We start from the raw sequence: 24,307 nt of genomic DNA on the forward strand, positions 1-24,307 counted from the left end.
TTGAGCTTTGCCTTTTTTTGTGAGATAGAAGATTATGCTTTATCTAATTGTAAGAGTGCTTCAATCTCTGCTAGAGTACTTGCTTGTGAAATAGCCCCACGAAGTTTAGCAGCACCAGATGTCCCACGGAGGTAGTGAGGGGCTAAGCCGCGGAATTCGCGAACGGCAATGTGCTCGCCCTTGAGGTCAATCAAGCGTTTCAAGTGCTCGTAGGCGATTTTCATCTTGTCTTCGAAGGTCAGATCAGGCAGGATTTCTCCAGTTTCAAAGTAGTGATTGATTTGGTTGAAGAGGTAAGGATTTCCCGTGGCTGCACGCCCAATCATAACGGCGTCGGCCCCGACTTCCTCGATGCGTTGTTTAGCCTCTTGGACTGTGCGGATATCGCCGTTGGCGATAAATGGAATCTTGGTTAGAGCTTGTGCAACCTTATGAAGGGTTTCTAGGTCCGCGTGACCAGTGTACATCTGTTCACGTGTACGGCCGTGCATAGCGAGGGCAGAGACACCTGCAGCTTCGGCAGCTAGGGCATTCTCAACTGCGAGGGATGGATCAGACCAGCCCGTACGCATTTTGACAGTGAGGGGGATATCAAGGACAGATTGGACCTTGTTGATGATAGAGTAAATTTTATCTGGGTCCTTGAGCCACATAGCCCCAGCTTCGTTTTTAACGATTTTATTAACTGGACAGCCCATGTTGATATCGACGATATCGGTCTTGGTGTTTTCTTGGATGAATTCTGCTGCGCGAGCTAGGCTATCTTCATCGCTACCAAAAAGTTGGATGGAAACTGGATTTTCCCCTTCATCGATATGAAGCATGTGTAAGGTTTTTTCGTTGTTGTATTGGATACCTTTGTCAGAGACCATTTCCATGACCACTAGCCCAGCTCCAAGTTCTTTTGCAATTGTGCGGAAGGCTGAGTTGGTCACACCTGCCATGGGTGCGAGGACCGTCCGGTTTGGGATCTCGACGTTCCCAATCATAAAAGGTGTATTAAGATTTGTCACGAATGAGTTCCTCCAGGTCGTTTTCATCAAAGTTATAAGTTGTTTGGCAGAATTGACAAGTGATTTCTGCTCCGTGGTCTTCATCCTTCATTTCCTGTAAATCTGAGCTTGGGAGGCTAGCGAGAGCATCCATAAAGCGTTCTTTGCTACAGTCGCATTGGAAACGAATTTCTTCTTCGGACAGACGTTTGTAGGGCTCGTCACCATAGATAGCCTTGAGAAGGGCTTCGATATGGTCGTCACTTTCTAGAAGAGTTGAAATGGCTGGCATCTCTTGGATTCGTTTTTCAAAACGAGCGATTTCTTCCTCTTTGGCATTTGGCAATACTTGGAGCAAAAAGCCACCTGCAACTTCGACCTTGTCGTCTTTGTCTAAAAGAACATTAAGTCCTACAGCTGAAGGCGTTTGTTGACTTTCTGTAAGATAGAAAGCTAGGTCTTCACCGATTTCTCCAGAGATGAGAGGAGTCATGGAGTTGTAGGGATTTCCAGTGCCATAGTCTGTAATCACTAGAAATTGACCGTTTCCGACAAAAGGTCCAACGAGGACTTCTCCTGTTGCAGTCTTTTTAATGTCAACTCCAGGGTTTTGAACGTAGCCTTTGACGTTACCCTTGGTATCTGCAACTGTGATAATGGCACCGAGGGAGCTAGTTCCAAGAACCTTGACGGTTAGCTTGGTATTTCCTTTTTCGTTGGCAGCGAGAATTTGGCTTGCGATAAGTGTACGGCCAAGCGCTACGGTTGAACTAGCTTGGGTTTGATGTTTTTCTTGAGCAGTGCGGACAGTTTCAGTGCTGTCTAGTACATAAGCACGAAAAGCTCCGCTTTCTGATATAGTTTTAATAATTTTATCCATAGCTACTATTTTAGCATAAAAATGCCCAAAGCGGGAGCCGTGTGTTTGCTAGTCTTTCAAATTGCATGATTTAAAATTGTTTGCGCTAGATAACAAAGGGATGATGTTTTTATTCCTAGCTTGTCTTGTCTTAAAATAAGCTAAAATCAACTTCTAAAAAATGGTAAACAGTTGAAAACAAAGGGAATAAAGTGGTAAAATGAGAACAAGATAAAATAGTAATTGTATGCTTGAGAAAAACGATGAAAATTTACAGAAAAGAAATCAATCATGAATAAAAAGAAACCATACTATGTTTTTTTAGGGCAAACTGTCCTGTATTTTATTATTTTACTTGGTTTGCTTTATTTCTTTAGCTATTTAGGGCAAAGTCAGGGAAGCTTTATTTACAATGAATTTTAGTTTTAAGGAGAGAACGAATCGTGTCTAATAAGCCAATTAGAGATATGATTGAAAGAATTGAGTATTTTGCTCAAACTCAGCCTGCTTTTCCAGTATATAATGTCCTTGGAGAAGAGCATACCTATGGTCAATTGAAGGCTGATTCAGATAGCTTGGCTGCAGCTATTGATCGACTAGACTTACCCGAGAAATCTCCTGTAGTTGTTTTTGGTGGTCAAGAGTATGAGATGTTGGCTACTTTTGTGGCCTTGACAAAATCTGGCCATGCCTATATCCCAATTGATAGCCATTCTGCTTTGGAGCGCGTGTCCGCCATTCTTGAAGTAGCAGAGCCAAGCTTAATCATCGCTATCAATGAATTTCCATTGGGAAACCCAGCTGCTCCAATCATGCCCTTGGAGCAAGTACGTGAAGCTTATGCGGCTCAGAATGTGTATGACTTGCAACATCCGGTCAAGGGGGATGATAACTACTACATCATCTTTACTTCAGGGACAACTGGGAAACCAAAAGGGGTGCAAATTTCGCACGACAACTTGCTCAGCTTTACCAACTGGATGATTACGGACAAGGAATTTGCAACGCCAGAGCGTCCGCAAATGTTGGCACAACCGCCCTATTCCTTTGACTTGTCTGTCATGTACTGGGCACCAACTTTGGCTCTTGGAGGAACGCTTTTTGCCCTTCCATCAGCCATCACTCAAGATTTCAAACAACTCTTTGCGACCATCTTTTCTCTCCCGATTGCTATCTGGACTTCGACACCATCTTTTGCAGATATGGCCATGCTGTCTGAAGATTTCAATGCTGAAAAGATGTCAGGGATTACCCATTTCTACTTCGATGGAGAAGAGTTGACAGTTAAAACTGCTCAAAAATTGCGCGAGCGTTTTCCAAATGCGCGTATCATCAATGCTTATGGTCCAACGGAAGCGACGGTAGCTTTGTCAGCAGTCGCTATTACAGATGAGATGTTGGCAACCTTGAAACGTTTGCCAATTGGCTATACCAAAGAAGATTCTCCAACCTTCATCATTGATGAGGAAGGAAATAAATTGCCAAATGGTGAGCAAGGTGAAATCATCGTGTCTGGACCAGCTGTTTCAAAAGGCTATATGAATAATCCTGAAAAAACAGCTGAAGCTTTCTTCGAATTTGAAGGTTTGCCAGCCTACCACACTGGAGATGTTGGAACTATGACAGATGAAGGTCTTCTTCTTTACGGTGGACGGATGGACTTCCAGATCAAGTTTAATGGCTATCGTATTGAACTAGAGGATGTCTCTCAAAACTTGAACAAATCCAAGTACGTTGAATCTGCTGTTGCAGTTCCACGTTACAACAAGGATCACAAGGTCCAAAATCTCTTGGCCTATGTCATCTTAAAAGATGGCATAAAAGAACAATTTGAGCGAGAAATTGATATCACGAAAGCTATCAAGGGAGACTTGGAAGATATTATGATGTCTTATATGATGCCATCTAAGTTCCTTTATAGAGAGGATTTACCACTAACTCCAAATGGGAAGATTGACATTAAAGGATTGATTAATGAGGTGAATAATAGATGATGGATTTCCTGAAACAGCTACCTCATATTGAGCCGTATGGGAATCCGCAGTACTTTTTGTATGTGATCGCTGCAATTTTACCAATCTTTATCGGTCTTTTTTTCAAAAAACGTTTTGCCTGGTATGAAATATTGGTTAGTCTCTTCTTTATCGTCACTATGTTGACGGGTGGAAAGACCAATCAATTAGCCGCCTTAGGGCTTTATCTGATTTGGCAAATTGTACTGGTTCTTTTTTACAAGCAGTATCGAAAAGGTCGAGACGGTAAATGGACTTTCTACCTAGTAAGTCTATTATCATTGCTTCCCATCATCTTTGTCAAGGTGCAACCAGCTATTAATGGCACACAGTCTCTACTAGGATTTGTAGGAATCTCCTATTTAACCTTTCGTTCGGTAGGAATCATCATCGAACTTAGAGATGGAGTCATAAAGGATTTGAAAATGTGGGAATATTTGCGTTTTCTTCTCTTTATGCCGACTTTCTCAAGTGGTCCCATTGATCGTTTCAAACGTTTTAATGAAAATTATAAGACGATTCCAGAACGCGATGAATTGATGGATATGCTAGCTGAGTCCGTTCGGTATATCATGTGGGGATTTCTGTATAAATTTATCCTAGCTCATATTTTAGGCGAGATTTTATTACCACCGCTAAAGAATTTAGCTTTACAAACAGGTGGTTTCTTTAACTATTATGTAGTGGCCATCATGTACACATTTGGTTTGGAGCTCTTCTTTGACTTTGCAGGTTACTCTATGTTTGCTATAGCTATTTCAAATCTGATGGGAATTCGTAGTCCGATTAACTTCAACAAACCTTTTTTATCGAGAGATTTGAAGGAATTTTGGAATCGTTGGCACATGAGTTTATCTTTCTGGTTCCGTGACTTTATCTTTATGCGCATGGTTATGTTGATGACGAGAAAGAAGCTTTTTAAGAATCGAAATGTGACTTCAAGTATTGCCTATATCCTAAACATGCTCCTTATGGGCTTCTGGCATGGGATAACATGGTTTTATATCGCTTACGGACTCTTTCATGGGATAGGCTTAGTGATGAATGATGCCTGGGTCAGAAAGAAAAAAACGCTCAATAAAGAACGTAAGAAAGCAGGACGATCTCCCTTGCTTGAAAATCGTTGGGCTCAGTTGCTTGGCATGGTGATAACCTTCCATGTCGTAATGATTTCATTCTTAATCTTTTCTGGATTTTTGAATGATTTATGGTTTAAAAAATAAATGGAATTAAAAAATAGAAGGAAATTTAAAAATGGATATCAAATCAGAAGTTATTGAAATTATCGATGAATTATTTATGGAAGATGTTTCTGACATGATGGATGAAGATCTTTTCGATGCAGGTGTCTTGGACAGTATGGGAACGGTTGAATTGATTGTGGAAATCGAAAACCGCTTTGACATACGTGTCCCGGTTACAGAATTTGGCCGTGATGATTGGAATACAGCCAATAAAATCGTGGCAGGGATTACGGAGTTAAAGAATGCTTAAACGCCTGTGGTTAATCTTCGGGCCGATTCTTATTGCAGGTTTATTGGTTCTTCTACTCATTTTTTTCTATCCTAGTAGTAAGAGTCATAATCTAATGGAGGAGAAATACTCTGCGGCTTCGATAAGTGCAGAAAGCTTTAAGGAAAGAAGTCAAAAAGTAAGAGCTCTTACAGACCCTGATATGCGTTTTGTCCCTTTCTTTGGATCAAGTGAATGGATTCGTTTTGACAGCATGCATCCAGGAGTGTTAGCTGAAAAGTATAGTCGCTCCTACCGTCCGTATTTTATGGGGCAGGCAGGAGCCGCTTCTCTTAGTCAGTATTTTGGGATGCAACAAATCACATCTGAGCTTGAAAACAAACAAGCGGTATTTGTAATCTCTCCACAGTGGTTTACAAAGGAAGATCAAGATCCAGTTACTTTTCAAACCTATTTTAACAACGACCAGTTGACTGCCTTCTTGGAAAATCAATCTGGGGATGTAGCTACTCAGTATGCGGCTAATAGACTCTTGAAGCAGAATCCCAGCGTACCGATGAAGGGGATTGTTGAAAAACTGGCTAAGAATGAACAGTTGTCAGACTTTGATCATTTAATAATTACAGCTTCTGCAGAATTCAATGAAAGACAAGCGGCCCTTTTTGGTCAATTCTCCATCCGAGGCCAATTAAAGTATAAAGATCATATTGAAAAATATTTGAACAGCCTCCCGGATCAATTTTCGTATGAAGAATTGGAAAATATTGCACGTAAGGACGCAGAAGCAAATACGACCAATAATGATTTGGGAATGGAGAATCACTTCTACAATACTCAACTAAAGAAAGATTTAAAAAAGTGGGAAGGGTATCAAAAAAATTACAACTTTCTCCAGTCAAGGGAGTATAATGATTTGCAGTTAGTACTCGATCAATTTGCCAAGTCTAAGGTCAATGTTCTCTTCGTGTTTCAACCTGTCAATAAAAAATGGATGGATTATACAGGCTTGAGTGAAGAAATGTATCAACACTCTGTCGAAAAAATTCGATACCAATTGGAGAGTCAAGGTTTCACCAATATCGCTGACTTTTCAAAAAACGGAGGAGATCCCTACTTTGTCAAGGATACGATTCATATCGGTTGGTTAGGCTGGTTGGCGTTTGACAAGGTTGTAAATCCTTTTTTGAGTAATCCAACAACAGCTCCTAATTACCAAATGAATGATCGATTCTTCAGTCAGGATTGGGCGGATTACGATGGTAATATCAAAGATTTTCAATAAATAGCAACAGAGCCTGAACCTTGGTTTGGGCTCTTTGTAATCGCTGAGTTTTTTGTTGATAGCTAGTCTAGTATAGTAATCGAGTAATAGTAAGAAAAAAGTATCGAGAAAATGAAAATATAATAAATTGTTTTCATCTTTTTTCTTGACTCCTTGCTTGGATGTGATATACTTAACTAGTAAAGGAATGGTGTGAGAACCTTGTATTTATAGAAATTCTGTTCTGAGAAAGGAGCAAATCATGAGACAGTTGGCAAAAGATATCGATCAATTTTTAAATGAGATTATTCTCAAGGCGGAAAATCAGCATGAAATTCTCATTGGTCATTGTACCAGTGATGTAGCCTTGACCAATACCCAGGAGCATATTCTCATGCTTTTATCAGAGGAGTCGCTCACCAACTCTGAGTTGGCGCGTCGTCTCAATGTTAGTCAAGCTGCCGTTACCAAGGCTATCAAATCCCTGATTAAGGAGGGGATGTTGGAGACATCTAAGGATCCTAAGGATGCTCGCGTTGTCTTCTATCAATTGACAGACTTGGCTCGACCTATTGCTGAGGAACACCACCATCATCATGAACATACCCTCTCGACTTATGAGCAGGTTGCCACTCAGTTTACGCCAAACGAACAAAAAATTATCCAGCGGTTTTTAACTGCTTTAGTAGGAGAAATCAAGTAATGAGATACATCACAGTAGAGGATTTGTCCTTCTATTATGACAAGGAACCTGTGCTTGAGCATATCAATTACAGTGTTGATAGTGGGGAATTTGTCACCCTTACTGGGGAAAATGGAGCTGCCAAGACGACTCTTATCAAGGCTAGTCTGGGTATTTTGCAGCCGAGATTTGGCAAAGTAACCATCTCAAAGACAAATATTCATGGGAAAAAATTAAGAATTGCCTATCTTCCCCAGCAGATCGCCAGTTTTAATGCAGGTTTTCCAAGTACTGTTTATGAATTTGTCAAATCAGGTCGCTATCCAAGAAAAGGTTGGTTCCGTCGTCTGAATGCCCATGATGAGGAACATATTAAGGCGAGTTTAAACTCTGTTGGCATGTGGGAACATCGGGATAAACGGATTGGCTCTCTCTCTGGTGGGCAAAAGCAAAGAGCGGTTATTGCACGTATGTTTGCTTCAGATCCAGATATCTTTATCTTGGATGAGCCGACAACAGGGATGGATGCAGGTACCAAGAATGAATTTTATGAGCTCATGCATCATAGTGCCCACCATCATGGTAAGGCTGTTTTGATGATTACTCACGATCCTGAAGAAGTCAAGGATTACGCAGATCGCAATATCCACCTTGTTCGTGACCAAGATTCGCCATGGCGTTGCTTCAATGTCCATGAAAGTGACCAGGAGGTGGAGCATGTTTAATCTATTGTCTTATGATTTTATGCAGCGGGCCTTTTTGGCTGTTATCGCTATGAGCCTCTTTTCACCAGTGCTTGGGACCTTCCTCATCTTGCGCCGCCAAAGTCTCATGAGTGATACACTGAGTCACGTATCGCTATCAGGTGTGGCCTTTGGTTTGGTTTTAGGGATTTCTCCGACCATCTCGACCATTGCTATTGTCTTGATTGCGGCGGTCTTTCTTGAGTATCTCCGCACGATTTACAAGAGCTTTATGGAGATTGGAACAGCCATCCTCATGTCAACAGGTCTTGCGGTTTCACTCATTGTTATGAGTAAGGGTAAGAGCTCTAGCTCGATGAGTTTGGATCAATACCTGTTTGGTTCTATTGTGACCATCAGTCAAGAACAGGTAATTGGACTCTTTGTCATTGCAGCAGTTGTTTTAATTCTGACCTTCCTCTTTTTGAGACCCATGTACATCTTAACTTTTGACGAGGATACAGCTTTTGTAGATGGCCTTCCAGTGCGTACTATGTCCATTCTCTTTAACATGGTAACGGGTGTGTCCATTGCACTCATGATTCCAGCCGCAGGAGCACTTTTGGTATCAACTATCATGGTCTTGCCAGCTAGTATCGCTTTACGTCTAGGGAAGAACTTTAGTTCGGTGATGATTCTTGCCAGCGTTATTGGTTTTCTAGGTATGGTAGCAGGGCTTTATATATCCTATTATGCAGAGACACCACCGAGTGCAAGTATTACCCTTATCTTTGTAGTTGTCTTTTTGTTAGTCAGCTTACTCAAACGTTTTATCAAATAGGAGAAATACATGAAAAAACTAGGCCTACTTTTGGCAAGTATTGTGACAGTTTTCTTGGTAGCCTGTTCCAATCAAAAACAGGCAGACGGGAAATTAAATATTGTCACAACTTTCTACCCTGTCTACGAATTTACCAAGCAAGTAGCAGGAGATACAGCCAATGTCGAGCTCTTGATTGGAGCTGGGACAGAACCACATGATTATGAACCATCGCCTAAGGCAGTTGCTAAAATTCAAGACGCTGATGCCTTTGTTTATGAAAATGAGAACATGGAAACATGGGTTCCCAAGCTTTTAGATTCACTAGATGCCAAAAAAGTAAAAACAATCAAGGCTACTGGAGATATGTTGCTTCTTCCAGGTAGTGAAGAAGAGGAAGACCATGACCACGGCGAAGAGGGTCATCATCACGAGTATGACCCTCATGTATGGTTGTCTCTTGCGCGTGCAATCAAACTTGTAGAGCACATCCGTGATAGTCTTTCAGCTGACTATCCAGATAAGAAGGCGACTTTTGAGCAAAATGCAGCAGCCTATATCGAAAAACTACAAGCTTTGGACAAGGCTTATACTGAAGGACTTTCTAGTGCAAAACAAAAGAGTTTTGTAACTCAGCACGCAGCCTTTCGTTATCTTGCATTAGACTACGGACTCACTCAAGTCTCTATCTCTGGGCTTTCGCCAGATGCGGAGCCTTCAGCAAGCCGCTTGGCAGAATTGACCGAATATATCAAGAAAAACAAGATTTCTTATATCTACTTTGAAGAAAATGCCTCACAAGCTCTAGCTAATACTCTTTCAAAAGAAACAGGAGTTAAGTTAGACGTTCTGAATCCTCTGGAAAGCTTGACTGAAGAGGACATGAAGGCCGGTGAGAACTATATCTTTGTCATGGAGAAAAATCTAAAAGCCCTCAAGCAAACAACTGACCAGGCAGGGGCAGAAATTGAACCAGAAAAAGTAGAGGAAACTAAAACCGTTCAAAATGGTTACTTTGAGGATTCCGATGTCAAAGATCGTACCTTGAGTGACTATGCTGGCAACTGGCAGTCTGTTTATCCTTTTCTTGAAAATGGTACTCTAGACCAAGTCTTTGACTACAAGTCTAAGTTGACTGGTAAGATGACCAAGGATGAGTATAAGGCCTACTATCAAAAAGGCTATCAAACGGATGTATCTAAGATTAATATCAAGGATAACACTATGGAATTCATCCAAGGTGACCAAAGTAAGAAATATACCTACAAGTATGTCAGCAAGAAAATCTTGACTTATAAGAAAGGCAATCGTGGAGTACGCTTCCTCTTTGAAGCGACAGATGCGGATGCTGGACAATTTAAGTATGTTCAGTTTAGCGACCACAATATCGCCCCAGTCAAGGCAGAGCATTTCCATATCTTCTTTGGAGGTACTAGCCAGGAATCCCTCTTTGAAGAGATGGACAACTGGCCAACCTACTATCCAGAGAATTTATCTGGTCAAGAAATCGCCCAAGAAATGTTGGCTCATTAAAGCGAAACAATCCTTCCTACATGGGGAGGATTGTTCTTTCATTTATCATATCTAAGCATCTGGATTGACATTGGTTGAGAAGAGAGTATAATAGCTGTAATAATAAAAGTTACAACAAAGGAGCTTTTCTATGGTTTACGAATATAATAGTCGCATTCATTTGGCAGAGGTGGCTTTAAATGTTAGAGATTTGGCTAGTCAAACTGCATTTTATCATCAATTACTTGGTTTGGAGATATTGAATCAATCGGAAAAAGAAATTCTTCTAGGTGCCGGAGGAAAACCGCTGGTGAAGCTTATCCAAACAGAAAATACAGGCAATCCTAAGCAGAGCTACGGTCTTTACCATATGGCTTTGCTTTTACCGACTCGAGAAGATTTGGCCAACGTTTTTAAACACTTGCTCGATTTAAAGATACCGCTAGTGGGTGGAGCGGACCATGGTTATAGTGAGGCTATCTATTTGGAAGACTTAGAGGGCAACGGGATTGAACTCTACAGAGATAAACCTGTGACAGTCTGGGATATTCGTGAGGATGGCCGTATTATTGGTGTGACAGAAGAACTGTCTGCCCAAGATATCTATGAACTGGGACAAGAACTAGATCCATTTGTGATTGCAAGTGGTACTAGAATGGGACATGTTCATCTATCCGTTAAAAACAGTCGAGAAGCGTCTGCCTTTTACCAAGGTTCTCTAGTTCTTGAGGATAAATTTACGATTCCACACGCCAGTTGGATTGCATCGGGAGATTACCATCATCATCTAGCAGTTAATGAATGGGGAGGTAAAAACTTAGCTCCTCGTGAGCAAGGACTGGCAGGCCTAGCCTACTATGTCGTTGAAGTTGAGAACAAAGAGGAATTATTAAAAGTATTTGCTCAATCTCAAACTGGCAAGGCGATAACTCAGTGGATTTCCTCTTCAGAGTTCAGCATGATTGATAAAGATGGTATCGTGACGCGAGTTAGAGTGGGAAATTAGAAAAGAGCGGTTCAGTCTACTTTAGAAGTAGTTTGAACTGCTCTCTTTTTTATTCAGGTTTTTCGAGAATGAAAAGTTCTTTTGTTGCGTACTTGCTTTCTTTATATCCTAGTGTTTCATAACTAGTAATTAAAGGATCATAGACATCGTTCTTCCCTTTTTGTTCACGTGGAATTACGACATAATCAATTGATGGGTCAGCTTTTCGTTGGTTGTGGTAGAAAATATCGTATAGGGCCCGATGTTTTCTAAGTGCAGGTGTATAGCCTCCTTCTGCAACGATTGAGGCATCTTCTGGTAGAATTTCTAGGCCATATTTGATTGCTTCAAATTTCTCTTTATTTTGTTGATAATAGCCAATGTTGAAAGACCAACTTTGAGTAAGGCGATGAAGAATAGTACCAGAAAAAATCATGCCAACAAAAATAAATGAAATCACCATTTTTTCGTTAATGTATTTATGCAATTTTAAATTTTCTAAAGCTAGCAAGGCCATTATGAAGAGTAAGGCTCCACTACCATAACTATATTGAAAACCGATGTCGTATTGATAAGGCCAATCCGGCAATAAATTAATAACTACTAAAGGTAGAGCCAAAAAATAAGTTGACCAGTTGCGTTGCAATAGTGGTAGGAAACACATAGGAGCTAACATCAGGAATAAATAACCTAGTTTTTTAGCCATGAATAAATGGCTGATGGCGAAACTTGGGTGAAGAACTAAATTTTTAAATACGGCTAAAATACCATTTTCATCTTTTAGTAAGAATGCATCGAATCGTGAGACCATTCCGCCTTCTCCGAATGTGCTCAGGATTAACAATGCTAGAGTGAAGTATAGAAGTGGCAGAAGAAATTCAGTTAGGATCAGCCATTGTTTGGTTTTGCCCGTCAGATTGAAACGTTTTTGTGATAAGAAATACATACCAATGCTAATAACATAGATAAAAGCATCTTCTTTCACAAGTAGTAGTAAAATAGTCGATACTAGGATACCCCACTTCTTCTCATTCACTATAAAATAGAACACCCAAAAAATCAAAGGAACTAAGAAACAATTTTCGTGTAGGTGATAACCTCCTGCAGTAGTTAATACAGGTAAAAGCACAAACCAAAGAACTGTCAAAATGTTTGCCAATTTCGATAAATTCAATTTTGATAGGAGTAATCTTAAAGGAATAACTGCAGAGAATACAACCCAAATTTGTAGTACTTCTAATGTTTCAACATGAGGGAAAAATTTATAAAAAGGTAACATTAGATAGAAAATAGGTGATATATGCACTGCAAAGTGAGATAATACTCGATCGCGCTCGAGTGTTGTGATAGCGCTCAAGTCGGTGCTCATGCGATGAAACATCTGTGAGAATAGACCAATATCAAAGGTAGAACCATCAAAGGTTTTCACTTTATAAACAAAAACGACTGATAGATAGACTACATAGAGAGTGGCTAGTGAAAATATAACATAGGTTAGTAATTTTCTGTAGCGTTCTAAATATTGCTTAATAGGAGAGTTATGGATAAAAAGAAGGATGGTTCCCGAAAGCAAACTAGCAAAGATGACTGCCCAAATAATAATGTTAAATCGAGTGTCTGCTAGATTGAAAGTATGAAACTCAAGGGCGGCATCTTGGAAGTTTGAATTAAGCAATGTCAATAGACGAGGTGTTGTAAATAAAATAACTAGTAGGTACAGAAATGAAAATTTTTCTTTTCTGAGAAAACTGCCAATATATAGTACTAACGTCAGCAATAGCAAACCTAGGGATAAGAAAAAGGATATGCTCTTATAGATAGCAATAAATAATACAATATTTAATAATAAAGTATTGATTTTGGAAATACTTAATGCAGGAATTTTTTTAGCAAAAAGAATCAAAGCGGACCAAACTATAAAAAAATTCCCTATTATTAAAGCTGACACTGGAGCTAAGGCGAGAAATACATCGTGTGGTGTTGAAGTTAACAATTCGATCAAAATCATCAGAAGATAGGCTCCGAGTAAACAAGATAAGTAATACATTCGTTGCTCTATCAAGTTTGTTAGAATTCGTTTCATTTCATAAAGTCCTCCAGCTAGTATTCTATCATAAAAAAGTAATTTCTTTAGCTTGTGACTGATTATTATATAGTTTTGAGTTGCCTTTAAAAAATATCTCTTACATTTTTTGAAGAATTACTCATCGTATTATCAGTTAGCATTTTTGAAATAAAAAGTAAAGAAAAGATGAAATTATGCAAACCACCTTTTCTGAAAACAAGCCACAACTATACTAAAGCAAGAAAAAATCCTCTAAAGCCCTAGCCTACTATGTGGCTGAAATTGAGAACAAAGAGGAATTATTAAAAGTATTTGCTCAATCTAAAAGTAGCGAAGCGGTAACTCAGTGGTTTTTATCCTCAGAATTAAGCATGACTGACAAGGACGGTATCGTTACGCGAGTTAGAGTGGGGAACTAGAAGTCTTTACCTTTAAGATAAGTGCTCCTTTTGACAAAGGTCTGTATTAGAGATATAATGTAGAAAAATCGTTTAAGGATAAAGACATGACAAATTCAAAATACATTACACGCCTCAAACGCTCAGAGGGTCAATTGCGAGGTATTCAAAAGATGATGGAGGAAGAGCGTGATTGTGTCGATATCATTACTCAATTAACAGCAGTGCGATCCAGTGTTGATCGTATTATTGAACTGATGATAACGGAGAATTTAACATCTTGTATTAACGACCCTTTAGAGGATCCTCAAGCACAGAAGGAAAGATTGGAAAAGGCGGTTAAATACTTGATTAAACGCAAGTAATAAAAAACATACGTTTCTCTTAAATAGTGAACAAAAGATTAAAAGAGCAGTTGGTTTTCTTGAAATTAGACCAATTGCTCTTTTTGAATTTTATTTATTAAATATCACCTGGCCAGTGGTTCATGCCACCTTCTACATTTGTGACGTTGAGCCCTTGGGCGCTGAGAAATTGACAGGCAGTCGCGGAACGCCCACCACCTTGGCAGATGATATAGTATTCTTGATCAGATTTGAGTTCTTTGTAGCCTTGCTCCAAAGTGCTTAAAGGAATATTGGTTGCACCCTGTGCATGTCCTGCTTGGAATTCATGTACTTCACGGACATCGATAAGATCTAGATGTTCATGTTGATATTTTTCATAAAAGTCAGCCATGCTGATATTAGTTAGCATATTCTACTCCTTCTGGGTTAGCCATTTTGTATAGTGAATAAGCGCCGTCAAGGTTTTGGACGGTAAATCCTGCTTGCTTGAGGATACGCTCTGCGATATAGCTGCGTAAACCACTGTGGCAGCTAACGATGTAGGCTTGGTTCTTGTCTAGTTCATCCAAGCGTTCCCGTAGTTCGTTTAGGGGGATGTGGATGGTGTCAACCTTAAGTCGACCGCTTTGGAATTCGCCACTTGTCCGTACATCAAGGAATTTCTTTCCCTTAGCCAGTTCGTCTTCGATCTGGTACCATTGAACGTTGTCGCTGAGACCTTCGATAAGGTTCAAGGCTGCGTAACCCAGCATATTGACGGGATCCTTGGCAGAACCAAATGGTGGCGCATAGGTAAACTCTAACTCTGGTAAGTCAAAGACGGTGAGATTTCCCTTGATAGCAGTTGCTAGGATATCGATTCGTTTGTCAACACCTTTCTTCCCAACTCCTTGGGCACCATAGATTTTTCCAGTGTTTGGGTCAAAGAGGAGCTTCAAGGTCATATCAGTAGCGCCAGGATAATAACCAGCGTGGTCTTTACCGCTGACATGAAGTGACTTGTAAGGAAGTTGATTCATGGTAAGGATACGCTCGCTGAGACCAGTCGAAGCAGCAGTCATATTAAAGGCACGAACGATCGCAGTGCCGATACTGCCTTTGTTTGTACGACCAAGTCCTGCGATGACGTCCGCCACTTGGCGTCCTTGCCGATTGGCAGGAGAAGCGAGTGAGATGAGAGCGTCTTGGCCCGTAATCTCTTGCTTGACGACGATGGCATCCCCAACTGCAAAAATATCTTTTTGACTGGTTTCGTAATGTTCATCGACCAGGATCCCGCCACGAAGTCCCAGTTCAATCCCCGCAGCTTTAGCCAGACTATTTTCAGGTTCAACACCGACAGAAAGGATGGTAAGGTCAGAAGTGATTTTTTGACCGTTTTCGAGAACGATGATTTTTCCTTGGTCTTCAAATTGAGTCGCAGACTGAGAAGTGATAACGCGAACGCCGTTTTTAACCAATTCTGTTTGGACAAAGGCTGCCATTTCTTGATCTAATGGTGGCAAGACATGAGGTGCTTTCTCCACGATAGTAACCTGCAATCCATGTTTTGTCAGGTTTTCAGCCATTTCAAGCCCGATAAAGCCTGCACCGATAACGACAGCTTCTTTTGGTTGATTGTCCAAGGTTGCCATAATTTCATCGAGATCGGGAATATTGCGCAGCGTGTAGGCGTTCTTAGCTTCTGCCAAGCCTTCAATGGCAGGAACAAATGGTTTAGCTCCAGGAGAGAGGATCAACTTATCGTAGCCTTCTGTGAATTCTTGTCCATCATTGCGGACAGTCACAGTATGCTCTGCTGGCGAAATGCTGATGACCTCATGGAAAGGACGTACATCCAGATTAAAGCGTGACTTGAGACTTTCAGGGGTTTGGACTAATAAACTATCACGGTTTGCAATTTCGCCTGAAACATAGTAAGGAAGTCCGCAGTTTGCAAAGGAAACAAAGGGACCTTTCTCAAAAATAGTGATTTCAGCGTCTTCTAAGAGACGTCTGAGACGGGTTGCTGCAGACATACCGCCTGCAACTCCTCCAATAATGATAATTTTCATTAATTTTCTCCCTCTTGTTCTATATGATCTTGCCTGTCCAAGCGCTCATACCACCTCGGACGTTGATAACATCATAGCCTTTTTTCTTTAGCTTTTTTGCAGCCATCTTGCTTCGAACACCGGAATGGCAAATGACATAAAGTGTTTCATTTGTCGCAGGTGTGTAAGCTCCGATTTCGGTTAGAGGAACATTCTTGGCGTTTTTGATATGGCCTCTACGGAATTCCGTAGGCGTCCGCACATCCAGTAGCTGAATTGGTTCCTTGAGTTTAGCTTCCAATTCGCTGGTAGAAATACTATCAATTTTTGTAAATAAATGAAACATAGGCACCTCCGATATACCCTTATGGGGTATATTAAACCACTAAGCAACGCTTTTGTCAAGTAAGTTGAATTGATTAGTATTGTTTCTTTTTCAGTATACAAGATGCCAACTTACAAACTAAAGAGTTGGTTGATAGGTTAATGAATAGAACCTGTCTTATTTATTCAACAACTACTTGTCTAGAAAATTACCTTTTCTGAAAACAAGCTACAACTATACTAAAGCAAGAAAAATCCTTCAAAGGACTTGAAAAATTAGAGAAAATCGGGTATAATATGAGTAATCATTTGTCGTAGGTTTTGTCTGAAATATTGTCCGGACAAGGCTCACAGCAGTTAAATCTCCTGAAAAAAGTCAGATTTAACTGCTCTTTTTGTGCTTTTTTTCGGTATTTTTTGCATCTGTAACAGAGATTTAAAGATTCTGAAAAATTAGTCAAGGGGGATAAGTTGATAGGGGTTTTAGAACCATTAAACGATAATTATTAGCTTAGACGACTAAGCTTGGAACTTTATTTACAAAGGAGAATCATCTTGGCAGGACATGACGTTCAATACGGGAAACATCGTACCCGTCGTAGTTTTTCAAGAATCAAAGAAGTTCTTGACTTACCAAATTTGATTGAAATTCAAACTGATTCATTTAAAGATTTCCTAGACCATGGTCTGAAGGAAGTGTTTGAAGATGTATTGCCAATTTCAAACTTCACAGAAACAATGGAGTTGGAATTTGTTGGCTACGAAATCAAAGAACCTAAATATACGCTTGAAGAAGCTCGCATCCATGATGCAAGTTATTCAGCACCAATCTTTGTAACTTTCCGCTTGATTAACAAGGAAACTGGCGAAATCAAAACTCAAGAAGTCTTCTTTGGTGATTTCCCAATCATGACTGAGATGGGTACTTTCATCATCAATGGTGGTGAACGTATTATCGTATCACAGTTGGTGCGCTCTCCAGGTGTTTACTTTAATGATAAAGTAGACAAAAACGGTAAAGTGGGCTACGGTTCAACTGTTATCCCTAACCGTGGAGCTTGGTTGGAACTGGAAAGTGACTCAAAAGACATCGCCTATACTCGTATCGACCGTACACGTAAAATTCCATTTACGACTTTGGTTCGTGCACTTGGTTTCTCAGGCGATGACGAAATCTTTGATATCTTTGGTGACAGCGAGTTGGTTCGCAACACTGTTGAAAAAGATATCCATAAAAACCCAATGGACTCTCGTACAGACGAAGCTTTGAAAGAAATTTATGAGCGTCTTCGTCCAGGTGAACCAAAAACTGCTGAGAGTTCACGTACCTTGCTTGTGGCTCGTTTCTTCGACCCACGTCGTTATGACTTGGCAGCTGTTGGACGCTACAAGATTAACAAGAAATTAAATATTAAAACTCGTTTGCTCAACCAAACAATTGCTGAACCATTGGTGGACCCTGAAACTGGTGAAATCTTGGTTGAAAAAGGTACTGTTATGACTCGCGATGTCATCGAAAGCATCGAAAGTCACTTGGATGGCGATTTGAATAAGATTGTCTACACTCCAAATGACTCAGCTGTTTTGACAGAACCAGTTGTTCTTCAAAAATTCAAGGTTGTGGCACCAACTGATCCAGACCGTGTTGTAACAATCATCGGAAATGCAAATCCAGATGATAAAGTTCGCACTATCACTCCGGCAGATATCCTTGCTGAAATGAGCTACTTCCTAAACTTGGCTGAAGGCATCGGTCGTATCGATGATATCGACCACCTCGGAAACCGTCGTATTCGTGCTGTTGGTGAATTGCTTGCCAACCAAGTACGCCTTGGACTTTCACGTATGGAACGTAATGTTCGTGAACGTATGTCTGTTCAAGATAACGAAGTATTGACACCTCAACAAATCATTAACATCCGTCCAGTGACTGCGGCGATCAAAGAATTCTTTGGTTCTTCACAATTGTCACAGTTCATGGACCAACACAACCCACTTTCTGAGTTATCTCACAAACGTCGTTTGTCTGCCTTAGGACCTGGTGGTTTGACACGTGACCGCGCTGGATATGAAGTGCGTGACGTGCACTACACTCACTATGGTCGTATGTGTCCAATCGAAACACCTGAAGGACCAAACATCGGTTTGATCAACAACTTGTCTTCTTACGGGCACCTCAACAAGTATGGTTTCATTCAAACACCATACCGTAAGGTTGACCGTGCAACTGGTAAAGTTACCAACGAAATTGTTTGGTTGACTGCCGATGAAGAAGATGAATACACAGTAGCTCAGGCTAACTCTAAATTGAACGCAGATGGAACTTTTGCTGAAAAAGTTGTCATGGGACGTCACCAAGGGGTTAACCAAGAGTATCCAGCGTCTAGTGTAGATTACATGGACGTTTCTCCTAAGCAGGTAGTTGCCGTTGCGACAGCATGTATTCCTTTCTTGGAAAACGATGACTCCAACCGTGCCCTCATGGGAGCCAACATGCAACGTCAGGCTGTTCCGTTGATCGATCCTAAAGCGCCTTTCGTTGGTACTGGTATGGAATACCAAGCAGCCCATGACTCAGGAGCGGCAGTTATTGCACAACATGGTGGTAAGGTTACCTATGCGGATGCGGACAAAGTAGAAGTTCGCCGTGAAGATGGTTCCCTTGATGTTTACCACATCCAAAAATTCCGTCGTTCAAACTCAGGTACTGCTTATAACCAACGTACCCTTGTTCGAGTTGGCGATGTTATCGAAAAAGGTGACTTTATCGCTGATGGACCTTCTATGGAGAAAGGTGAAATGGCGCTTGGACAAAACCCAATCGTTGCCTACATGACATGGGAAGGTTACAACTTCGAGGATGCCGTTATCATGAGCGAACGCTTGGTGAAAGACGATGTTTACACATCTGTTCACCTTGAAGAATACGAATCAGAAACTCGCGATACAAAGCTTGGGCCTGAAGAAATCACTCGTGAAATTCCAAACGTTGGTGAAGATGCCCTTAAAGATCTCGACGAAATGGGTATCATCCGTATCGGTGCTGAGGTTAAAGAAGGGGATATTCTTGTAGGTAAAGTAACACCTAAGGGTGAAAAAGATCTTTCTGCTGAAGAGCGTCTCTTGCACGCTATCTTCGGTGACAAATCTCGTGAAGTTCGTGACACTTCCCTTCGTGTACCACACGGTGCCGATGGTGTCGTTCGTGATGTTAAAATCTTTACACGTGCAAACGGTGATGAATTGCAATCTGGTGTCAACATGCTGGTTCGCGTATACATCGCACAAAAACGTAAGATTAAGGTCGGAGATAAGATGGCCGGACGTCACGGAAACAAAGGGGTTGTCTCTCGTATCGTTCCTGTAGAAGACATGCCTTACCTTCCGGATGGAACTCCAGTCGATATCATGTTGAACCCACTTGGGGTGCCATCACGTATGAATATCGGTCAGGTTATGGAACTTCACCTTGGTATGGCGGCTCGTACTCTTGGCATTCACATCGCAACACCAGTCTTTGACGGAGCAAGTTCTGAAGATCTTTGGGACACTGTCAAAGAAGCAGGTATGGACAGCGATGCTAAGACGATCCTATACGATGGACGTACTGGTGAACCATTTGATAACCGTGTGTCAGTTGGGGTCATGTACATGATCAAACTCCACCACATGGTTGATGATAAATTGCATGCTCGTTCAGTCGGACCATACTCAACCGTTACACAACAACCACTCGGAGGTAAAGCTCAGTTTGGTGGACAACGTTTCGGTGAGATGGAGGTTTGGGCGCTTGAAGCCTATGGTGCATCAAATGTCCTTCAAGAAATCTTGACTTACAAGTCTGACGATATCAACGGACGTTTGAAAGCTTATGAAGCTATTACAAAAGGAAAACCAATTCCAAAACCAGGTGTTCCAGAATCATTCCGAGTTCTTGTAAAAGAATTGCAATCTCTTGGTCTTGACATGCGTGTCCTTGACGAAGATGATCAAGAAGTGGAACTTCGTGACCTTGATGAAGGAATGGACGAAGATGTCATCCACGTAGATGACCTTGAAAAAGCCCGCGAAAGAGCAGCTCAAGAGGCTAAAGCAGCCTTTGAAGCAGAAGAAAATGCAAAAGCGGAAACAACAGAAGAAGCTGCTGAACAAGAATAAGCAGTTCACTTATAATAGAAAGGGAAGAAATAGTGGTTGATGTAAATCGTTTTAAAAGTATGCAAATCACACTAGCTTCTCCAAGTAAAGTCCGTTCATGGTCTTATGGAGAAGTCAAAAAACCTGAAACAATCAATTACCGTACGTTGAAACCAGAACGTGAAGGACTCTTTGACGAAGTGATCTTTGGTCCTACAAAAGACTGGGAATGTGCTTGTGGTAAATACAAACGCATTCGTTACAGAGGGATTGTTTGTGACCGTTGTGGTGTTGAAGTAACGCGTACAAAAGTTCGTCGTGAACGTATGGGACACATCGAGTTAAAAGCTCCTGTATCTCATATCTGGTATTTCAAGGGGATTCCAAGCCGTATGGGCTTGACCCTTGACATGAGTCCTCGTGCCCTCGAGGAAGTTATCTACTTTGCTGCTTACGTGGTGATTGATCCAAAAGATACACCACTTGAGCACAAATCTATCATGACAGAGCGTGAATACCGTGAACGCTTGCGTGAGTTTGGTCATGGTTCATTCGTTGCCAAAATGGGTGCCGAAGCTATCCAAGACCTCTTGAAACAAGTAGATCTTGAAAAAGAAATTGCTGAACTCAAAGAAGAGTTGAAAACAGCTACTGGACAAAAACGTGTGAAAGCTATCCGTCGTTTAGATGTTTTGGATGCTTTCCACAAGTCTGGAAACAAGCCTGAATGGATGGTTCTTAACATCCTTCCAGTTATTCCACCAGACCTTCGTCCAATGTTGCAGTTGGATGGTGGCCGTTTTGCCTCATCTGACTTGAACGACCTTTACCGTCGTGTTATCAACCGTAACAATCGTTTGGCTCGTTTGCTTGAGTTGAACGCACCAGGTATCATCGTTCAAAATGAGAAGCGTATGCTTCAAGAAGCGGTTGACGCTTTGATTGACAATGGTCGTCGTGGTCGTCCGATCACAGGTCCAGGTAGCCGTCCACTTAAATCATTGAGCCACATGCTCAAAGGGAAACAAGGACGCTTCCGTCAAAACTTGCTCGGTAAACGTGTTGACTTCTCAGGACGTTCCGTTATTGCCGTTGGTCCAACTCTTAAGATGTACCAATGTGGTGTGCCACGTGAAATGGCAATCGAGCTCTTTAAACCATTCGTTATGCGTGAAATCGTTGCGCGCGATATCGTTCAAAACGTTAAAGCGGCTAAACGCTTGGTAGAGCGTGGAGATGAACGTATCTGGGATATCCTCGAAGAAGTTATCAAAGAACACCCAGTACTTTTGAACCGCGCACCTACCCTTCACCGTTTGGGTATCCAAGCCTTTGAACCTGTCTTGATTGACGGTAAAGCCCTTCGCTTGCACCCGCTTGTCTGTGAAGCCTACAATGCCGACTTTGACGGTGACCAAATGGCCATCCACGTACCACTTTCAGAAGAAGCCCAAGCAGAAGCTCGTATCTTGATGCTTGCTGCTGAGCATATCTTGAACCCTAAAGATGGTAAACCAGTTGTTACTCCATCTCAGGACATGGTTTTGGGTAACTACTACTTGACTATGGAAGAAGCTGGTCGTGAAGGCGAAGGTATGGTCTTCAAGGATCGTGACGAAGCTGTCATGGCTTACCGCAATGGTTATGTTCACCTCCACTCACGTGTTGGTATCGCAACAGATAGCCTTAACAAACCATGGACAGAAGAGCAAAAACACAAAATCTTGCTTACAACTGTTGGTAAAATCCTCTTCAACGATATCATGCCAGAAGGACTACCTTACTTGCAAGAGCCAACAAACGCTAACTTGACAGAAGGTGTTCCGGCTAAGTACTTCTTGCCATTAGGTGGAAATATCAAGGAAGCTATTGAAGGACTTGAACTCAACCCGCCATTCAAGAAGAAAAACCTTGGAAATATCATCGCTGAAATCTTCAAACGTTTCCGTACGACAGAAACATCTGCCCTACTTGACCGTATGAAGAACCTTGGCTACCACCATTCAACTCTTGCAGGTTTGACAGTGGGTATTGCTGATATTCCAGTCGTTGAAGACAAGGCTGAAATCATCGAAGAATCACACAAACGTGTAGAACAAATCACAAAACAATTCCGTCGTGGTATGATCACAGATGACGAACGCTACAATGCTGTTACAGCTGAATGGCGTGCTGCCCGTGAAAAACTCGAGAAACGTTTGGTTGCCAACCAAGATCCTAAGAACCCAATCGTTATGATGATGGACTCTGGAGCCCGTGGTAACATCTCAAACTTCTCACAGCTTGCCGGTATGCGTGGTCTGATGGCTGCTCCGAACGGACGTATCATGGAATTGCCAATCCTTTCAAACTTCCGCGAAGGTTTGTCAGTACTTGAGATGTTCTTCTCAACTCACGGTGCCCGTAAAGGTATGACTGATACGGCCCTTAAGACAGCCGACTCAGGTTACTTGACTCGTCGTTTGGTTGACGTTGCCCAAGACGTTATCATTCGTGAGGATGACTGTGGAACTGACCGTGGTCTCTTAATCCGTTCTATTACTGAAGGTAAAGAGATGATTGAGTCTCTTGAAGAACGTCTCAATGGTCGTTACACTAAGAAAACTGTTAAACACCCAGAAACTGGTGCAGTTATCATTGGTCCAAATGAATTGATCACAGAAGACAAGGCGCGTGAAATCGTTAATGCCGGTGTTGAAGAAGTAACCATCCGCTCAGTATTTACATGTAACACTCGTCATGGTGTCTGCCGTCACTGTTACGGTATCAACTTGGCGACTGGTGATGCGGTTGAAGTCGGTGAAGCAGTTGGTACAATCGCTGCCCAATCTATCGGGGAACCTGGTACACAGCTTACAATGCGTACCTTCCACACGGGTGGGGTTGCCTCAAATACCGATATCACTCAGGGTCTTCCTCGTGTCCAAGAAATCTTTGAAGCCCGCAATCCTAAAGGTGAAGCGGTCATCACAGAAGTCAAAGGGGAAGTTACAGCAATCGAAGAAGATGCTTCAACTCGTACTAAGAAAGTCTTCGTTAAAGGTGAAACTGGCGAAGGCGAATACGTGGTACCATTCACAGCACGTATGCGTGTCCAAGTTGGAGATCAAATCTCTCGTGGTGCAGCATTGACAGAAGGTTCTATCCAACCAAAACGTCTCCTTGCTGTACGTGATGTCTTGTCAGTTGAAACTTACCTCCTCGGTGAAGTACAAAAAGTATACCGTAGCCAAGGGGTAGAAATCGGTGACAAACACATCGAGGTAATGGTTCGTCAAATGATCCGCAAAGTTCGTGTCATGGATCCAGGGGATACAGACCTTCTCATGGGTACTCTCATGGATATCAACGACTTTACAGATGCCAACAAAGATGTTCTTATCGCAGGTGGTGTTCCAGCAACTGGTCGCCCAGTCCTTATGGGAATTACCAAAGCCTCACTTGAAACAAATAGTTTCTTGTCAGCTGCTTCCTTCCAGGAAACAACTCGTGTCCTTACAGACGCAGCTATCCGTGGTAAGAAAGACCATCTCCTTGGTCTCAAGGAAAATGTTATCATCGGTAAGATTATCCCAGCTGGTACAGGTATGGCACGTTACCGTAACCTTGAACCACAAGCAGTCAACGAAGAATCCCTCCTTGCAGATTCACAAGAGGAAGAGCAAGTGGATGTCCAAGTAGAGACTGTGGAAACAAGTGAATAGTCTTATTTAGTTAAAAGAGG

The 24,307-nt window shown here is 41.6% G+C and carries 19 protein-coding genes; 13 read left to right on the plus strand and 6 right to left on the minus strand.

Annotated features, from left to right (window positions below; translation table 11 throughout):
* Positions 1 to 32 precede the first annotated feature (32 nt).
* Positions 33 to 1,013, minus strand: coding sequence for a tRNA dihydrouridine synthase DusB (gene dusB, locus QM857_RS08560; protein ID WP_414275688.1), 981 nt, complete (start codon positions 1,011 to 1,013; stop codon positions 33 to 35).
* A complete protein-coding gene (gene hslO / locus QM857_RS08565; RefSeq protein WP_414275689.1) occupies positions 1,000 to 1,872 on the minus strand; it encodes an Hsp33 family molecular chaperone HslO in 873 nt (290 codons plus the stop codon). Before hslO ends, dusB begins: the two co-directional genes overlap by 14 nt.
* Positions 1,873 to 2,142: 270 nt before the next feature.
* Between hslO and QM857_RS08570 the strand changes: the two genes are divergently transcribed.
* The 10 genes from QM857_RS08570 (at position 2,143) to QM857_RS08615 (ending at position 11,300) form a co-directional block, all read left to right on the plus strand.
* Positions 2,143 to 2,274, plus strand: a complete 132-nt coding sequence (locus QM857_RS08570; RefSeq protein WP_247922321.1) for a teichoic acid D-Ala incorporation-associated protein DltX — start codon at positions 2,143 to 2,145, stop codon at positions 2,272 to 2,274.
* A gap of 20 nt (positions 2,275 to 2,294) precedes the next feature.
* Positions 2,295 to 3,845 carry a D-alanine--poly(phosphoribitol) ligase subunit DltA gene (gene dltA / locus QM857_RS08575; protein ID WP_414275690.1) on the plus strand — a complete coding sequence of 517 codons (1,551 nt, stop codon included), beginning with the start codon at positions 2,295 to 2,297 and terminating at the stop codon, positions 3,843 to 3,845.
* Positions 3,842 to 5,086 (plus strand): D-alanyl-lipoteichoic acid biosynthesis protein DltB, encoded by a 1,245-nt coding sequence (gene dltB, locus QM857_RS08580; RefSeq protein WP_414275691.1) that lies wholly within the window; start codon positions 3,842 to 3,844, stop codon positions 5,084 to 5,086. Before dltA ends, dltB begins: the two co-directional genes overlap by 4 nt.
* Positions 5,087 to 5,117: 31 nt before the next feature.
* Positions 5,118 to 5,357 carry a D-alanine--poly(phosphoribitol) ligase subunit DltC gene (dltC, locus tag QM857_RS08585; protein WP_000351968.1) on the plus strand — a complete coding sequence of 80 codons (240 nt, stop codon included), beginning with the start codon at positions 5,118 to 5,120 and terminating at the stop codon, positions 5,355 to 5,357.
* Entirely contained in the window at positions 5,350 to 6,618 is a 1,269-nt protein-coding gene (gene dltD / locus QM857_RS08590; protein ID WP_414275692.1) for a D-alanyl-lipoteichoic acid biosynthesis protein DltD, read from the plus strand. The genes dltC and dltD overlap by 8 nt, the downstream gene beginning before the upstream one ends.
* A gap of 241 nt (positions 6,619 to 6,859) precedes the next feature.
* Positions 6,860 to 7,300: a zinc-dependent transcriptional regulator AdcR gene (gene adcR, locus QM857_RS08595; RefSeq protein ID WP_414254615.1), complete on the plus strand. Its 441-nt coding sequence runs from the start codon at positions 6,860 to 6,862 to the stop codon at positions 7,298 to 7,300.
* Complete coding sequence (locus tag QM857_RS08600) at positions 7,300 to 8,004, plus strand: metal ABC transporter ATP-binding protein (RefSeq protein ID WP_414275693.1); 705 nt, start codon at positions 7,300 to 7,302, stop codon at positions 8,002 to 8,004. Before adcR ends, QM857_RS08600 begins: the two co-directional genes overlap by 1 nt.
* Positions 7,997 to 8,803, plus strand: a complete 807-nt coding sequence (locus tag QM857_RS08605; protein ID WP_414275694.1) for a metal ABC transporter permease — start codon at positions 7,997 to 7,999, stop codon at positions 8,801 to 8,803. Before QM857_RS08600 ends, QM857_RS08605 begins: the two co-directional genes overlap by 8 nt.
* A gap of 9 nt (positions 8,804 to 8,812) precedes the next feature.
* Positions 8,813 to 10,315 (plus strand): zinc ABC transporter substrate-binding protein AdcA, encoded by a 1,503-nt coding sequence (locus QM857_RS08610; protein ID WP_414275695.1) that lies wholly within the window; start codon positions 8,813 to 8,815, stop codon positions 10,313 to 10,315.
* Positions 10,316 to 10,445: 130 nt separating this feature from the next.
* A complete protein-coding gene (locus tag QM857_RS08615; protein ID WP_414275696.1) occupies positions 10,446 to 11,300 on the plus strand; it encodes a VOC family protein in 855 nt (284 codons plus the stop codon).
* Positions 11,301 to 11,349: 49 nt separating this feature from the next.
* On the opposite strand, the gene QM857_RS08620 is transcribed toward QM857_RS08615, so the two are convergent.
* Positions 11,350 to 13,362, minus strand: a complete 2,013-nt coding sequence (locus QM857_RS08620; protein ID WP_414275697.1) for a DUF2079 domain-containing protein — start codon at positions 13,360 to 13,362, stop codon at positions 11,350 to 11,352.
* A 487-nt stretch (positions 13,363 to 13,849) separates the two neighbouring features.
* Here QM857_RS08620 and QM857_RS08625 point away from each other — a divergent pair, with 487 nt between their 5' ends.
* Positions 13,850 to 14,107: a metal-sensitive transcriptional regulator gene (locus tag QM857_RS08625; protein WP_006150993.1), complete on the plus strand. Its 258-nt coding sequence runs from the start codon at positions 13,850 to 13,852 to the stop codon at positions 14,105 to 14,107.
* Positions 14,108 to 14,204: 97 nt separating this feature from the next.
* Here QM857_RS08625 and QM857_RS08630 read toward each other — a convergent pair whose 3' ends face one another.
* The 3 genes from QM857_RS08630 to QM857_RS08640 are packed head-to-tail and all read right to left on the minus strand — an operon-like array spanning position 14,205 to position 16,468.
* Entirely contained in the window at positions 14,205 to 14,498 is a 294-nt protein-coding gene (locus tag QM857_RS08630; protein WP_414275698.1) for a rhodanese-like domain-containing protein, read from the minus strand.
* Entirely contained in the window at positions 14,488 to 16,143 is a 1,656-nt protein-coding gene (locus tag QM857_RS08635; RefSeq protein WP_414275699.1) for an FAD-dependent oxidoreductase, read from the minus strand. The genes QM857_RS08630 and QM857_RS08635 overlap by 11 nt, the downstream gene beginning before the upstream one ends.
* 19 nt (positions 16,144 to 16,162) lie before the next feature.
* Entirely contained in the window at positions 16,163 to 16,468 is a 306-nt protein-coding gene (locus QM857_RS08640) for a rhodanese-like domain-containing protein (protein ID WP_006150962.1), read from the minus strand.
* Between the two features lie 533 nt (positions 16,469 to 17,001).
* On the opposite strand from QM857_RS08640, the gene QM857_RS08645 reads away from it, so the two are divergent.
* Entirely contained in the window at positions 17,002 to 20,604 is a 3,603-nt protein-coding gene (locus QM857_RS08645; protein WP_195184051.1) for a DNA-directed RNA polymerase subunit beta, read from the plus strand.
* A gap of 32 nt (positions 20,605 to 20,636) precedes the next feature.
* Positions 20,637 to 24,287, plus strand: coding sequence for a DNA-directed RNA polymerase subunit beta' (gene rpoC, locus QM857_RS08650; protein ID WP_195184050.1), 3,651 nt, complete (start codon positions 20,637 to 20,639; stop codon positions 24,285 to 24,287).
* Positions 24,288 to 24,307 lie beyond the last annotated feature (20 nt).

It is taken from the genome of Streptococcus infantis, from assembly GCF_047463315.1.
GTDB lineage: Bacteria > Bacillota > Bacilli > Lactobacillales > Streptococcaceae > Streptococcus > Streptococcus infantis_AB.

Excerpts from the sequence above, each read along its gene's own strand:
- QM857_RS08615 (WP_414275696.1), top strand. The coding sequence starts at position 10,446 with ATGGTTTACGAATATAATAGTCGCATTCATTTGGCAGAGGTGGCTTTA.
- QM857_RS08610 (WP_414275695.1), top strand. The coding sequence starts at position 8,813 with ATGAAAAAACTAGGCCTACTTTTGGCAAGTATTGTGACAGTTTTCTTG.
- QM857_RS08600 (WP_414275693.1), top strand. The coding sequence starts at position 7,300 with ATGAGATACATCACAGTAGAGGATTTGTCCTTCTATTATGACAAGGAA.
- QM857_RS08570 (WP_247922321.1), top strand. The coding sequence starts at position 2,143 with ATGAATAAAAAGAAACCATACTATGTTTTTTTAGGGCAAACTGTCCTG.
- hslO (WP_414275689.1), bottom strand. The coding sequence starts at position 1,872 with ATGGATAAAATTATTAAAACTATATCAGAAAGCGGAGCTTTTCGTGCT.
- dltD (WP_414275692.1), top strand. The coding sequence starts at position 5,350 with ATGCTTAAACGCCTGTGGTTAATCTTCGGGCCGATTCTTATTGCAGGT.
- QM857_RS08625 (WP_006150993.1), top strand. The coding sequence starts at position 13,850 with ATGACAAATTCAAAATACATTACACGCCTCAAACGCTCAGAGGGTCAA.
- QM857_RS08635 (WP_414275699.1), bottom strand. The coding sequence starts at position 16,143 with ATGAAAATTATCATTATTGGAGGAGTTGCAGGCGGTATGTCTGCAGCA.
- dltB (WP_414275691.1), top strand. The coding sequence starts at position 3,842 with ATGATGGATTTCCTGAAACAGCTACCTCATATTGAGCCGTATGGGAAT.
- QM857_RS08640 (WP_006150962.1), bottom strand. The coding sequence starts at position 16,468 with ATGTTTCATTTATTTACAAAAATTGATAGTATTTCTACCAGCGAATTG.
- adcR (WP_414254615.1), top strand. The coding sequence starts at position 6,860 with ATGAGACAGTTGGCAAAAGATATCGATCAATTTTTAAATGAGATTATT.
- QM857_RS08630 (WP_414275698.1), bottom strand. The coding sequence starts at position 14,498 with ATGCTAACTAATATCAGCATGGCTGACTTTTATGAAAAATATCAACAT.
- QM857_RS08605 (WP_414275694.1), top strand. The coding sequence starts at position 7,997 with ATGTTTAATCTATTGTCTTATGATTTTATGCAGCGGGCCTTTTTGGCT.
- dltC (WP_000351968.1), top strand. The coding sequence starts at position 5,118 with ATGGATATCAAATCAGAAGTTATTGAAATTATCGATGAATTATTTATG.
- QM857_RS08620 (WP_414275697.1), bottom strand. The coding sequence starts at position 13,362 with ATGAAACGAATTCTAACAAACTTGATAGAGCAACGAATGTATTACTTA.